Raw genomic sequence first — 14,874 nt, forward strand, 5'->3', positions numbered from 1 at the left:
ACCTAGGCGCCGAGGGCCAAATCTGAGCCAATTTTGGAGTTTCGGGGAATTTGGGGTGATTTCAGGGTGAGGCGGCGTTGAGTACGCAGGGTTTCGTGCGCCGCCTGCGGGTTTCGCCGCCGCGGATGCCGGGCGGCGAGGTGAACCTGCAACCGCCCCCGGAGGTGCCGCGGGTCATTCCCGGGAACCTCTTGATGAGGCTGTTGCCCTTCGTGATGATCGTCGCCGTCATCGGGATGATCGCGCTGATGGTGACCGTCGGGGGCCGGGACCTGATGAAGAACCCGATGTTCCTGATCTTCCCGATGATGATGGTCATGTCGATGGCCGGCATGTTCATCGGTGGTGGTGGCCGCTCGGGGAAGGCCGCCGCCGAACTCAACGAGGAGCGCAAGGACTACTTCAGCTACCTGGCCAATCTGCGTGACGACGCCGATATGACCGGCGCGGGTCAGCGGGCGGCGCTGGAGTGGAGCCACCCCGATCCGCGCGCACTGTCCGACGTGGTGGGCACCCGCCGGATGTGGGAACGCCGCACCACCGACAACGACTTCTGCCATGTCCGGGTAGGCATCGGCACCCACCGGCTGGCCACCCGGCTGCTGGCGCCGGAGACGGGTCCGCCCGAGGATCTCGAGCCGGTGTCCACGGTCGCGTTGCGCCGCTTCGTCAAGACGCACTCAGTGGTGCACGCGCTGCCGACCGCGGTGTCCCTGCGCGCGTTTCCGGCCATCACCTTCGAGGGCGACCGCAAGCTGGCGCGCCAGTTGGTGCGGTCGATGATCTTGGAGCTGTGCGCATTTCACGGGCCCGACCACGTGCAGGTCGCGGTGGTGACGGCGAACCCGGACGGCGAGAACTGGAGCTGGGTCAAGTGGTTGCCGCATGCCCAGCACGCCACCGCCCGTGACGGCATGGGTTCGATGCGATTGCTTTTCCCCGGTCTGGAGCTGCTGGAGCGCTCGCTGGCAACGGATTTGGGGGAGCGGGGGCGCTTCAGCCGCAACGCCGAGCCAACCAAGGGCCTCAAGCACCTCGTGGTGGTGATCGACGACGGCTACATCACCGGAACGGAGCGGCTGGTCACCGACGCCGGCCTGGACAGTGTCACGCTGCTGGACCTCAATGGCGCCGACGCCCCCGCCAACCGGCGCGGGTTGCAACTCGTGGTCGAAGGAGATGACGTCGGTGCGCGCACCGCGGTCGGAGTCGAACGGTTCGCCACGCCCGACACGATCACTGTCGCCGAAGCCGAGGCGACGGCCCGCCGCATCGGCCGCTACCGGCTGGCCAGTGCCGCGCACATCGTGAACCTGGAGGCCGACGCACGGGCCACCGACCCGGGGCTGATGGCCCTGCTGAAGATCCCCGATGCCGCCGAGATCGTTCCCGAGCAAGTCTGGCGCAAGCGGTCTCCCCGTGAGCGGTTACGCGTGCCGATCGGCTACACGCCCAACGGCCAGCCGCTGGAACTGGATATCAAGGAGTCCGCGGAATCCGGCATGGGCCCGCACGGCCTGTGCATCGGCGCCACCGGTTCGGGGAAGTCGGAATTTCTGCGCACGCTGGTCCTGTCCATGGTCACCTCGCACTCGCCTGAGGTGCTGAACATGGTGCTGGTCGACTTCAAGGGTGGCGCAACGTTTCTCGGATTGGAGGGGGTGCCGCATATCGCGGCGATCATTACCAACCTGGAGGACGAGCTGATCCTGGTCGACCGCATGCGCGACGCACTGGCCGGTGAGTTGAACCGCCGCCAGGAGCTGTTGCGGGCGGCCGGCAACTTTCCCAACGTCAACGAATACGAGCGCGCCCGGGCCAACGGCGCCGAGCTCGATCCGCTGCCGGCGCTGTTCGTAATCGTCGACGAGTTCTCCGAACTGCTCTCGCAGAAACCGGATTTCGCCGAGCTTTTCGTGATGATCGGCCGACTGGGCCGGTCCCTGCACGTCCACCTGCTGCTCGCATCGCAGCGCCTCGAGGAAGGCAAGCTGCGCGGGCTGGATTCCCACCTGTCCTACCGGATCGGGCTCAAGACCTTCTCGGCCGGGGAGTCGCGCAGCGTCCTCGGCGTGCCGGACGCCTACCACCTGCCCAGCGTCCCCGGGTCGGCGTTCCTGAAATGCGATGCCTCCGAACCGGTTCGGTTCAACACCTGCTACGTCTCCGGTGAGTACGTCCGGCCACGCCGGGCGCAGTCCGGCCGCGGCAGGCAATTGGGCGCGCTGGCACCCAAGCTGTTCACCGCGACGCCGGTCAAGAAGGATGCGGTGCCGGCGGCCCCGGTGGTCGAGCCTGATGCACCCAGCATCTCGTCGTCCCCGGTGCGGACGACTCTGCTCGACGTCGTGGTATCGCGGCTGCGAGGCCACGGCCGCCCGGCCCACGAGGTGTGGCTGCCGCCGCTGGACGAAAGCCCCGCGGTGAATCAGCTCCTCCCCGATGCGAACTGGTCCGCCCCGGAGAACCTCGACGGACGGCTGTGGCTACCGATGGGGGTCGTGGACCGGCCCTACGATCAGCGTCGCGACGTGTTGATGGTCGACCTGTCCGGCGCCCAAGGCAACGTGGCGGTGGTCGGTGGGCCGCAGTCGGGTAAGTCGACGGCGTTGCGCACCTTGATCATGTCGGCCGCGGCCACCCACACGCCCGAGCAGGTGCAGTTCTTCTGCCTGGATTTCGGTGGCGGCACGCTGACGAGCCTGGTCAACTTGCCGCACGTGGGCGGGGTCGCCGGCCGGATGGACGCCGACGGGATCCGGCGGACCGTGGCCGAAGTGGCTGGGGTGTTGCGTGCCCGCGAGGTGCGGTTCCGCGATTTGGGCATCGAGTCGATGCGCGACTTCCGCCAGCGCAAAGCGCACCTGGCGACGCTGCCGCCCGAGGTGGCGGCACGGGATCCGTTGAGCCAGGACAAGTTCGGTGACCTCTTCCTGGTGATCGACGGCTGGGCATCGATCCGCAGCGACTTCGAGATGCTGGAGCCGACGCTCAACTCGCTTGCTGTCCAGGGTCTTTCGTACGGCATCCACCTGGTGATCTCGGCGACGCGCTGGATGGAGATGCGTGCTGCCGTCAAGGACATGCTCGGCACCCGCATCGAGCTGAAGCTGGGTGATGCACTCGACAGCGACGTGGGCCGCAGGTTCAACGAGCTGATCCCGGTCGGCCGGCCGGGCCGGGGGATGAGTCACGAACGGCTGCACATCCTGATCGCACTGCCACGCCTGGACTCCAGTTCGGGGGTCGAGGATCTGCCCGACGGAGTGTCGGCCGCGGTCAAGGCGATGCGGGCGCACTACGGCAAACGGCAGGCGCCGCGCGTGCGGATGCTGCCGCACAAGGTGGACCGTGCGGCGGTGGTCCGGGTGGCAGGATCGGCCCGAATGCTCGGCAAGGCCCGCTTCGCCATCGGCATCAACGAGGCCGAATTGATGCCCGTCGTACTCGACTTCGACGCGCAACCGCATCTGGTCGTGTTCGGGGAAGCGGAATGCGGCAAGACCGGACTGCTGCGCAACATCGCCACCGGCGTGATGGAGAACGCGAGCCCGGAGCAGTGCAAGATCGTGCTCGTCGACTACCGCCGCTCGATGCTCGGCGTCGTCGCGAACGACTATCTGGGCGGCTACGCCACCGCGTCCCAGTCCTGCACGGAACTGATGGGCGCCCTGGCCGAGACGTTGCGGGAGCGGATCCCGCCCAGCGACATCACCCAGCAGCAACTCAAGGAGCGATCGTGGTGGTCGGGTCCGGACATCTTCGTGATGGTCGACGACTACGACCTCGTGGCGACGGGATCCATCAGCAGCCCGTTGAGCCCGCTGGTCGAATTCCTGCCGCAGGCGCGTGACATCGGTCTGCGCATCGTCGTCGCCAGGCGGATCGGCGGAGCCGGACGCGCGATGATGGACCCCTTCGTCGGCCGGCTCAAGGATCTGTCCTGTAACGCTCTGGTGATGAGCGGAACCAAGGACGAAGGGGCGCTGTTCGGCTACAAAGCCAGCGAAATGCCGCCCGGTCGCGGAATGTTGATCTCTCGCACCGCCAAGAGCGGAGTGATCCAGCTCTCCAGAATGGTCGACCTGTGACCGGCGTCAGCGAACTGAGGCGAATCCGGGTGGTCTCGGCCGCACCCGATCACATCCGCGTGTCGGTTTTCGGAGGTCGGACGCAGCTGGATATCGCACTGCCACTTGATGTTCCGGTGTCCGGTTTCGTCCCCGAAGTGGCGCGCCTGATCAGTTCCCGCGACGCAGAAGAGGACTCGAAGGATGAGTGCCGGACGTTCTGGGTGCTCAGCCGTTTCCACAGCGCTGCCGAGCTGCGACCCGAGCAGACGCTGCGTGATGCCGGGGTGGTCAGCGGGGAGCTGCTGCGGCTTACGCCGCGACGGGCGCTGACGCCGCCCAGCCTCTACGACGATGTGGTGGACGCGGTCGGCCGCTTGAACAAATCCGCCTATGCCGCTTGGGATTCGGTGTCGGCGCGCTGGATGGCGTTTGCCGGGGTGCATCTCGCCGCGTTGGCGATCGTGTACTGCCTGATCGGTGGGGTCGGCGCGCCGAATCATTACGTGATCGTCGCCCTGGCCGCAGCGGCCGTCTTGGCGTTGGTCGGCGGGGCGACGATGGCGCACCGTTTCTACGGCCTGGACAGTGTCGCCGCGGCGCTGGGGTGGGCGGCGATCCCGATCACGGCCGGAATTGCCTTCGCGTTGCTGGGCCACTACGGCAGTTTCGGGGGCTACGTCGGGCTGGCCGGCGCCTGCGGGTCGGTGCTGGCGTTGTGCGTGCTGTACGACCGGGTGATCGGAACCGGGCACTGGGCGTATCTGGCCAGCGCGCTGACGTTCGGGATGGTGGGCATCGCGCTGGTGGCTCGGGCCCTGCACGCACGAGCCGACATCGTGTCGGTGACCGCCGCAGTGGCGGCGACACTCGGATGTCTGGTGGTGCGGCGGTTGACGTCGCGGCTGGGGCGATTCAAGACCCCTACGGTCACTGTCGAAACCAACCGCGAGGACTGGGATTTCGAGAACCCATTCGATCAGTCGGCCTTGACGGCCAAGCGCGACGACGACTCGGGTGCGGCGATGCCGACCGCGGAAACCGTATGGAACCGTGCGAAATCGGCCGCCGTCATTCGCGCCGGGCTGCTGACCGGGTTGGCTGCCGCCGCAGTGGTTCACGTGACTCTGCTGCTCCGTAGCGGCAGTGTCGCGGACTGGTCGGTGTTTACCCTGGCGCTGTCGGTTGCCGCGGTGCTGGCGTTGCGGAGCCGGACATTCGACAGCTGGTTCGAACGTGCGTCGGTGGCGACGCCTGCCGTGGTGATTCTGGTGGTCACCTGTGTCGCGGCGCAGAACGGGCCCATGCCCATGCCGTTGGTGTCGCTGGGCGTGCTGCTCGCCGTGGCGGTGGGTGCCGCGTGCGCCGGCCTGATGATGCCGAGTGGAGGCGTGCCGCACCGAGTGGCCACGCTGCTGTCCTATGCGGAGTACCTGGCGGTCGGTTCGCTGATCCCGTTGGCGCTCTGGGTGGTGGGTGTCTACCAGCGCCTAGGCCTCTGATGAGGCGGGTCGGCGCAGTGCTGGCCGCGGTCATGCTGACGGCGCTGCTGGATCCCGCGCCGGCGTCGGCGATCCAACCACCGGTCGTCGAACCCGGACCGCCGCCCAACGGGCCGCTGGGTCCCCCCGAGCCGACCGACCTCAAAGCGATCTGTGGAGTCCCGACCGGGGTACTGCCGCAAACCGACTTCAGTCTGCAGACCAGCGCCGAAGCCATGCTCAACTACACCGCTGCCTGGCGCTTCTCCCGCGGCGCGGGGCAGAAGGTGGCGGTGATCGACACCGGCGTCAATCGGCACCCGCGGCTGCCGCTGCTGGAGGGCGGCGGCGACTATGTGTCCAACACCGACGGTCTGCAGGACTGTGACGCCCACGGAACCTTGGTGGCGGGGCTGATCGCCGCTGCACCCAGCCCGGCCGACGGCTTCGCCGGGGTGGCACCCGAGGCGACGATCCTCTCGATCCGGCAGAACAGCACCGTGTACGGCGTCAAAGAAGGCGGGTCCGGCCAGGCCAATGACCCGAACGCCACGTCGCCCGGTTATGGGAACACCGTGACGCTGGCGTATGCCATCACCCGCGCGGTCAGCCTGGGCGCCACCGTCATCAACCTGTCCGAGGTGGCCTGCAGCCCGGTCGGCGGCGGTCTGGACGACGCCCAACTCGGGCGCGCGGTGCGCTACGCCTACGAACGCAACGTGGTGGTGGTGGCCGCGGCGGGCAACTTCAACAATCAGGGCCTGTGCAAGGTCCAGAATGCGATGCCCGATCCGAACATGCCGCTCAAGAGTGGATGGGATTCGGTGCGCACCATCGCCAGCCCGGCGTGGTTCAGCGACTACGTGTTGACCGTCGGTGCGCTGACGACGTCGGGTGAACCCGCCGATTTCAGTCTGCACGGGCCCTGGGTGGGCGTGGCGGCTCCGGGCGAACGGATCATCTCGCTGGACTCCGGCGGTCCCGGACTGATCAATGCCGTGATGAGCCAGCAGGGATTGGCGCCGATCAACGGCACCAGTTTCGCGGCTCCGTTCGTGTCCGGCGTGGTGGCCTTGATCCGATCCCGATTCCCGGAATTGAACGCCGGTCAGGTCATCGACTTGGTCAAGCGCACCGCCCACACGCCAGGTGCCGGCCCCAACGAGGCCACCGGCTACGGCGTCGTCGACCCGATCGCCGCGCTCACGTACCGCCTGCCGGCCGCGAACCAGATGCCTAACCCGGAGGCCGCGAAGCCGATCGCCGGCCGGCCCCACCGCGACCCCAGCAGTCAACGGGCCCGCATCATCGTGCTGTCGGTCACCGCGGGTGCCGTGGCTCTGGCGGGAGTGGCGTGGGCGTTCGCGGTGGCCCGGCGACGACGGGATTCGGACCCGGCGAGCTAATAATTATGCGTTTTGCGCTACGTAGAATTGAATACGGCGAATAACGAGGAATTGCGAAAGGGGGGACGACATTGTCGAAACAAACGCCCGAGTCGAAGCAATCGCCCGAGTCGAAGCAATCGCCCGAGTCGAAGCAAACGCCGGACGAAGACGAGCGCGGAGCATTGGCGCGTCCTCCCTGGCTGCCCGGTGAGAAGAAGCGCCGACGGGTCCACCTCGGCCGGGGAAAACGGCACGACGAGGCCGACGAGCGTCGCGATCGGCCGGCCAAGCCGGAGGAGAAGACCGATCAAGCCGGGCCGCAGCGTGCCGAGTTCGAGGATGTGCCGCCCAAGCGGGACCGCGTCGCGGTGTCGCGGCGCACACCGGACGCCGATCCTGAGTCCCAGGCGGCGCCGGGGGACGATCTCCCGGAGGCTCGGCCCAAGCGGGTCGCCGTGCCATTCGACCGAGTCCGGCGTCTTCAGCAGGTGCACCCCGAGCCGCCCCCGCCCACCGCGGAACTGCCGCCGAAGCCAGAACCGCCGCCCCGCGAGCCGCCGTCACCGCCGGAGCCAGAGCCGCCGGCGTCCATAGAGGTTTCCGCCCCGATTCCGGAAAAGCCGGCCGCCAGCGCCGACGTACCGCATGTCGAGGAACCGGAGCCGCCGCTGGCGCCGGACGAGGTGGCGCCCCCGCCGGAGCCCGCGCCGCCATCCGAGGCGTCGCCGGAATCGGTGGAGTGGGTGTCCGAGGCGCTGGCGCGTTTGGAATGGCAATATGACTCGCTGCTTGCCGAGTCGTTGGTAAAACCGGAGCCGCCGTCCGAGCCGGCGGGCGACTCCGAATTCGAGGAGGCTGAAGATTTTTCGGCGGAACCAGATCACCAGCCCGTAATCGAAGCGCCGAGTGAATTCGCCGGGGCCGCTGATGTGGATCTCGAGCCCGCGAAGGCCGAGGTGCTGTCTCAAACCGAACCTTCGACGGAGCTTTCGGAGGAGGCGGAGCATTCGGCGGAACACGAATCGGACATCGAGTATCGAGTCGAACTCGCTGCACCACCGGATTCCGTTTCCGCGGATGCTTTTGAGGCTGAGCCGGACTTTAAACTTCGGGACGAGCCCGAATTACCCGCGACGCTGACGGAACCCGAGGCGATGGTTTCGGTGGAACAGATGGCGGAACCGGACGTCGAGTATGCGGTCGAACCCGTTGCGCCAGTACTTGTTCCGGAGGATGATCTCGATACCGAGCCGGACTTTGAACTCCGGGAGGAGCCCGAGCTGACGGTGACCGAACCGGTGGTGGAATCTGAGCCCCTGTCGGTCGCGTCGGAACCGCAGTGGGAGCCACCGCCGCTGATGGAACCCGAGTCGGTAGTTGAGGTTTCGACGGAGCAGGAATGGACGCCTGAGTCTGAGGTCGAGATTGCGCCGACGGAACCCGAGCCTGTCGAGGAATCGACGCAGGAGTCCGAATCCGGGGAGCTCGACGAGATCGAGTTGAGAGCAGCGGCTTTGCTTGAACGGATGGCTGCCAAGAGGGCTCAAGCCGCGGCCACCCCGCAGGAACCGGAGGTTGACCTCATCGCTGACGACACACCGGACATGGAAGAACCCGACCAGTTGCCTGCCGAGCCCACGGAAGAATTCCAGGCGCCGGCAGAAGAGGAAGACGCCGACGAGGCGGTGCCGACGCAATGGCTGCCGGCCGATCTGGTGAGTGACGTCCAGCAGCCTGTGCCCGAGCCGGAGCCCGACGCCGAGCCGGAACCTGGCAAAGAATCACTTGAGGACGCGGTCGTCGCGCCCACCGAATCTTTCGAGTCTGCGCCTGCGATGCAGGACGTCCAGGAGGCCGCTCCCGCCGCCGAGGAGCGAACGAAAGCGCTTCGCCGGCCGGCACCACCGCCATGGCAGACGCCGAGCTCCGCCATGGCAGCGGAGATCGAAGAAGTGGTGATGGACGCTGCTGTGGCGCAACCTGAGCCGGCGCCCGAGTCGCCTGAGCCTCCAACGCAACAGGGGCCGTTGATTCCCGGCCCGCAACCGCCGCTGCCACCGGCGCAGACCAGAAGACGGCCCCGCGCGGGCTCCCGGCCTCCCTGGCCGCCACCGCCACCGCCGGGACCGTTCCCCCCGCCGCCCTGGTGGCCGGGACCGCCGCCGGGGCAGCGTGTTTCGCCCGCACCCAGGCCGGCGGCATCAGCCCAACCGCCGCGGGCCGCGCAGCCGAAGCCGCCGCGGGCACCCCAGCCGACTCCGCCGCCGGGCCGGCCCCAGCCGCCTGTCGGCGGTCCGCCGCCGGGATACCAGCCTTTCCGGATGCCGCCGTCGATCGACGAGGCGGAGATCGCCAACCCGGATCGCTTTGCTCCGCCGTCGGGTTGGCGCCGTGCGGTGCACAAAGCCACCGGCGGCCATGTCAATCCGGGAGCGTCCCGGAAGGAACGCCAGCAGGATCATCTGCTGGCCGAGATCCGGCAGCCTATCGTCGGTGACTTCCGTATCGCGGTGCTTTCGATCAAGGGTGGGGTCGGAAAAACCACCACCACGTTCGGGTTGGGCTCGGCACTGGCGACGGTGCGACATGACCGGGTGATCGCAGTCGACGCGAATCCCGACCGCGGCACGCTGGGGGAGCGGGTCGGCGACCTGTCGACCCGATCGACCGTGCGTGACCTGTTATCGGATCCCAACATCAACCGCTATGCCGACGTTCGCAATCACACCCTGATGGCGACCAGCCGACTGGAAGTGCTTGCCAGCGAACAGGACCCGGCGGTGTCCGAGGTCTTCGGCGCGGACGATTACCGCCGCACGGTCGATATCTTGCGGCACTACTACAACATCATCCTGACCGACTGCGGTACCGGCATCATGCATTCGGCGATGTCAGCCGTTTTGGACCTGGCTCACACCATTGTGCTGGTCAGCTCGCCCGCGATCGACGCGGCGCGCAGCGCGTCGGCCACGCTGGATTGGCTGATGCAGCATGGGCATTCGGGTCTGGTGCGGGAGGCGCACGTGGTGCTGAGTGCCTCGCGTCCGGGCTCGGCGGCACTCAAGCTGGACAAGGTGTACGAGCACTTCCAATCACGTTGCCGCTCAATCCATCTCATCCCATTCGATCCGCATCTGGCCGAGGGCGCCGACGTCGATTTCGGCCGGTTGAACCCTGCGACGAGGCAGGCCTATCTCGAATTGGCGGGCGCGGTGGCGGAGAACTTCGGGCGGTTGCGGGCGCCGCGCGAACAGGCATGACGTGGGCCGTGAACGGGTGGGTTGTCTAGCGGGATATTTCGTGACAGTCTCGGTCACTTTCGCCGAGCACATGGCCCGGCTTGTCCGGCCACGGCGCTCTCTTCGGAATGACCGCCAGTGACGTCGCGGCTCCGAGGCCTGCAAGGGTTTCTGACGAGCGTTGGCGTGGGTGCTGTGTGGGCGGCGGTCAGCATTGCTGTCGTCTCACCATTGTTCGTTCTGTTGGGCGACAACATTTCACCCCAATCTTCCGCAGCCGGTGTTGCGGGATTCGTCGCTATATGCGTCGTCGCTGTTGCTAGCTGCGGCGACACGTCGTTCGGGCAGGGGCGCGCTCGCCAACTTCTTTGGTCTAGCCGCCGTGGGCGCGGGTGCATGGGGCCTCTGGGAAGTCAGGGGATGTTTCACATCCCGTGCTGTGCTTCCCCTGGTGGCTGACTCATCTGGCGCCAACGTCATTGCTGCGGCTGCAATGATCGCCGCCGCAGCAGCCGCGGTCTTAAGCTTGATCACTACCTTTGGCCGCCGGCAGGCGGACGCCCGAACGGCGCTTGCCACCGGCGAGATACGTTGGCGCAAAACCTTTTCGTGCGTCGATCCGGCCGGCACTCAGGGAGTGTTCGGACAGTTCGGCACACCCCATTCTAACTTCTGAACGCGAATTAACGACTCACGACACTAGTCGGCCTGGTGCAGAAGGCCACTTAGTCGCCAATCGGAAATCTCAGACGAACGTCAAGCTACACGAATGTCGCTAATCACCGTCGTCGTCAAGCCCATCGCGTTCCCGGACGAACATGCGCCACTGGTGTTGGATTTGGCGCTCGCAATATTCCTCGATCCGCGCGCGTTCCTGCTCGGGGATGCTTTTGCCGTAGCCGGGGTTCTCATCGAGCCAGTCCGCGATGCGTTCGTCGACCATGGCGTGATATCGACGACGAAACCGCTCGGCGTCCTGCTCGGAAGATTCATCGGGTTCGGCAGCGACCTCAGGATTGGAATCGTGCAGGTGCGGAGGAAGTTTTCCGGTCCGCAGTGCGTAGAGGACCTCCGGTGGCAGATGAGATGTATCGGCCACCGCTAAACCCCCGGCGTATTGGGCCACCCCGGTGTGGACACCGGGCCCTTGTCAATCGGCGGCGGGTTGGTCGCACAATCAGGATCCATCACGGGGTATAACGTATCGAATTTGCTTGTGTACCAATCGCCGAACACCGAGACCAAAGGTGCCCGCCCCGGTCCTTTCTGGTTGGCTGGTGGTGCCACCCCGACCCGTTGGAACGTGATCGTGCGCTTGAAGATGGTGTAATTGTCCGGGAACGAACCGTCCAGCGATACTTCACCTGCGTAGCAGACGACAGCGGTCGCCGAGCCGTCGGGAGACAGCGTGAGGTCGTGCACCCAATTTGTCTGAAAGCCCGTGGCTGGAAGCCCGGTGTGTAACCAGTGATAGCCGCTATCGCGGGCGGCTTTGGCGAAGCCGGGGTAGGAGCCGTCGGCGCCGTCGACATTGAAGTCAGCGATGTGGTCGGCTTCGGTGTAGGCGCGTAGGTAGGTGCCTTCAGGGCTCATCAAGTCCACTGCCGGGGTCGACACCCAGTGCTCGGAGAACTTCACATTGCGCGGCACCTGATAGCCCGCCGGAGCCCGCGTCGTGGTGGCCGAAACCGGCGGTGTCGCAGGAGGTTTCGACGTCGAGCATCCGCTAATGACCGCCACGACGCAGCTGACCACACACCAAGCCACAATTGCGCCGGCGCCGCGGTTCATCGGTTGCTCATGCCTATCTCCGCCCGGTCGGCGGTTGAGAAACGTTTCCAGGGTCTGGCAATCGTTCGTACTTGATTTGAGTGTCCCGTAAGCCTTCCGCGTAATCTTCGTCCCACATTCCCACGTGTAATCGACCGCTGCCTTCCAGGTCGCGGTAAGCCTGAAGAAATCGTTGACCGTATTTCGAGACTGTGTTCCAGTCGAGCTTCCATCCGTTGTTGCCATCGGGAACAAAGAAATCTTTAGGTCCGTCCGCAGTCGGCACATTCTGGAATGCGCCGACAATCGACGGATCCCGAATTTCATACCCTGAAACTATGCTGTAGTCATGGTAGATGCTGTCGTTGAGGATCTTGAAATTCTTATCAAGGTTATTCAGTGCAGTCGTTGCCAGCTGGTCTATGTCGTTTGACGGTGTCGGCGGATGAAGTTCATCGAGTTTGAGGTAGGGATTGTATCCGTCGATTACCATTTTACCCAGTAATGATAACGCATCGCCGCCAGGTAACTTGCTGAGCGGCAGCGCCCCAAAGACGTCACTGATCATGCCTTTCTTGCTATCCCAGTCCGCCGAACGCTGGTTATATTCCAGGATGCGCGCGGTGTCGTGGTTCGCCTTTATTGCGTCAAGTTCCGCGTTGTAGCCCCCGTGCAGTGCGGTATCGAGTTGGCCGCCCGCGTGCGCATACTTAACTAGTCCGGTCTCTCCATACTGATGGGCATAGTAGTTCTCCCACGACGCCACTGCCGCTTGGAGCCCTTCGGCTGAGGACGGATCGGAAGACAGCACTTTGAACAGGTTCTGCATTTCTTCAGAGTTCCCGTAGCCCGGGATTCCGGCGGAATCGATACCCGGCACCTCGATGCCCCCGAGGTTCCCGAAATACGGAGTGAGGTTGCGGGTCATCGCTTTGACCAGTTCCGGATCGCGTTGTCCCAGACTTTCGAACTGACCGGACGGATCCCCGGCGTCATTGAGGATCGGAATCTTTCCGCCCAGCAGCTCGTGGTGAGTCGAAGCCAGATGCGCCAGCGAGTCGGCGGCTACCGCTGCCTGATGGCCCTCAAACCCGGGCGTGTGGGCGTTGGGGCCGATCCAGTCCAGCATGTCTTTCCAGCCATGGTCATTCGGGCCGAAGTGCACGGTCGCCAGTGCCTCGAATGCGTGACCGTTGTCGAAATGACCGCCGGCGACTCGGTCCATCGCCGGGCCCGCGTGCAGGAAATCGGCGACAGCCTGATGGTCGACGGAAGCGTTCGACATGATCGCGCTGACCGTCTCGTTCACCTTGCTCAACGAGATGTACTCACGCTGAATGTCGCCCTTCGGCTGATCGGGATCGGCGATGACGGCGATCCGCGACCGTTCGGTGTCGGCAATCCGCGATGCCTGGTTGAGCAGCGCCCGGTCGACGTCGGAACCCAGCGCCAGGCCCTTATTGCCCTTGCTCAGCATGTCGTTGAGCGCATTGAACTGTGTTACCGGAATGGACCGAGAGCCAAAATAGGCGTCGCCCATCAAAGCCGCCGGATCCTTCGTCAGCAACTCATTGACCTTGGCGGGCAACGTTTGCAGTCCACCATGGGCCCCCAGTGCGGTGTGGATGTTGGGGTTGCCCATCATCCGCATGCCGTCGCCCATCGCCCCTTGCAGACCGTACTTGCCCATCGCCGCGTCAATGTCCGCCACCGATTTGCCGTCCATCGCGTGCATTAGCGACGTCAAGTAGTCGTACTGCCCCTGCGGCATGTCCGCAGGTTTGCCATTGGCCAAGGCCGCCAACTCCTCTGGCGTCCAGCGTGTCAACGACGCGCGCACCCGAGCCACCTGCTGGGGGGTGGCATTGCCACCCAGGATGGCGCCGGCGTCATCACGGGCCTGCTGGCCCCCCACCAGCCCGCTCGCAATGGGAGCGGCCGCACCGAGCTCGGCCTTGGCCGCCTCAATCGCATTCTTGGTATTGGCGTCCGCTACGCCCAGTTCGTCGGCCAGCCGCTGCAACGTCGCGGTTCCGGTCGCCGCTTCGTTCGCACGCTGGGCCTTGAGGCTATCCATCTGGTCCTGAGCGGCCTGCTCATCCGAGCCCAGCAGAATCAACGCCATCTTGCCCATTTTGTAGTTGTATCTGTCGGTGACCTGCCAGTCTTCGGACACGTCGAAGTCGTCGCCTTCGAAACCTTTGCCCTGCGAACGCAGACTGTCGATCATCGGCTGCATTGCCTTCGCGCCGGTCTCGTAGGCGCCGGCCAGCGCGTCATAGCCCGCGGCGACTTTTCGGTCTTGGGCCAGCTCCCGATCGGCCCTTCCGTCGCACGCGTTCTCGGTGTCGCCTTTCCAATCGAGTCCATGAACGGTTTGGCGGACGGATTCGGCGGCTTCCAGCATTTTGCGGCCCACCTCGCGGGTCGGGGCAGCCAGATCAGCCAACGCGTTGGCGTTCGCGTTGTACACCATCGTCTTGTGCGGACGTGTCACTACATCAGTTCTGGTCGTCGATTAACGGGTAGCTGTGGCTCTAGGTTGCCGGGTTCATGTCGCCCAGCGCCGTCATCGATTTACCGACCGCCGTCGTCAACGCCTGCTGTCGCGTTTGTGGTGGCAGCACCTGGTCAGCCAACTGGAAAATGGTTGCGGCGCCGCGGATCATCTCCGACATTTTCTCGTAGCGGCCACCGACGACCCGCAACGAATCAGCCACCGCTTCCTGCACCCCCGCCAACGCCCCGGCGGTTTCGAATCCGGCCAGCCCGCCGGCCGCGGCACCGGCGTCCGGCGACTGGATGGCGGCAACAGTGCTCTTTGCTGCGCCGATCGCGTTGGCTCCCGCCAGCACATTGTCGAAATTTACCTCCAACAGTGGCGCCACTCATCTCCTCCTTCACGAATTCGCTGATGCCACCCGAT

The 14,874-nt window shown here is 65.5% G+C and carries 9 protein-coding genes; 5 read left to right on the top strand and 4 right to left on the bottom strand.

Translation table 11 applies throughout. The annotated features are described in order from the left end of the window. Window positions 1-77: 77 nt before the first annotated feature. The 5 genes from eccCa to QXH22_RS14710 all read left to right on the top strand — a co-directional run bounded on the left by eccCa (window position 78) and on the right by QXH22_RS14710 (window position 10,854). Window positions 78-4,091, top strand: a complete 4,014-nt coding sequence (eccCa, locus tag QXH22_RS14690; protein ID WP_306244964.1) for a type VII secretion protein EccCa — start codon at window positions 78-80, stop codon at window positions 4,089-4,091. Continuing rightward, entirely contained in the window at window positions 4,088-5,572 is a 1,485-nt protein-coding gene (eccD, locus tag QXH22_RS14695; protein WP_306244962.1) for a type VII secretion integral membrane protein EccD, read from the top strand. Before eccCa ends, eccD begins: the two co-directional genes overlap by 4 nt. Then, entirely contained in the window at window positions 5,572-6,957 is a 1,386-nt protein-coding gene (gene mycP / locus QXH22_RS14700; protein WP_306244961.1) for a type VII secretion-associated serine protease mycosin, read from the top strand. Before eccD ends, mycP begins: the two co-directional genes overlap by 1 nt. Window positions 6,958-7,121: 164 nt before the next feature. Next, window positions 7,122-10,199 carry a MinD/ParA family protein gene (locus QXH22_RS14705; RefSeq protein WP_306276114.1) on the top strand — a complete coding sequence of 1,026 codons (3,078 nt, stop codon included), beginning with the start codon at window positions 7,122-7,124 and terminating at the stop codon, window positions 10,197-10,199. Window positions 10,200-10,629: 430 nt separating this feature from the next. Then, entirely contained in the window at window positions 10,630-10,854 is a 225-nt protein-coding gene (locus tag QXH22_RS14710) for a hypothetical protein (RefSeq protein ID WP_306244957.1), read from the top strand. A gap of 99 nt (window positions 10,855-10,953) precedes the next feature. Here the strand turns inward: QXH22_RS14710 and QXH22_RS14715 are convergent, their stop codons facing one another. From QXH22_RS14715 to QXH22_RS14730, 4 genes are read right to left on the bottom strand one after another with little or no spacing between them, the layout of a single operon-like run. Continuing rightward, window positions 10,954-11,304, bottom strand: a complete 351-nt coding sequence (locus QXH22_RS14715; RefSeq protein ID WP_306276115.1) for a hypothetical protein — start codon at window positions 11,302-11,304, stop codon at window positions 10,954-10,956. Then, window positions 11,280-11,969: a hypothetical protein gene (locus tag QXH22_RS14720; RefSeq protein ID WP_306276116.1), complete on the bottom strand. Its 690-nt coding sequence runs from the start codon at window positions 11,967-11,969 to the stop codon at window positions 11,280-11,282. Before QXH22_RS14720 ends, QXH22_RS14715 begins: the two co-directional genes overlap by 25 nt. 13 nt (window positions 11,970-11,982) lie before the next feature. Further along, entirely contained in the window at window positions 11,983-14,445 is a 2,463-nt protein-coding gene (locus QXH22_RS14725) for a hypothetical protein (RefSeq protein WP_306244952.1), read from the bottom strand. 40 nt (window positions 14,446-14,485) lie between these two features. Beyond that, window positions 14,486-14,836 (bottom strand): hypothetical protein, encoded by a 351-nt coding sequence (locus QXH22_RS14730; RefSeq protein WP_306244950.1) that lies wholly within the window; start codon window positions 14,834-14,836, stop codon window positions 14,486-14,488. Window positions 14,837-14,874: the final 38 nt, after the last annotated feature.

It is taken from the genome of Mycobacterium sp. TY814 (genome assembly GCF_030755175.1).
GTDB lineage: Bacteria > Actinomycetota > Actinomycetes > Mycobacteriales > Mycobacteriaceae > Mycobacterium.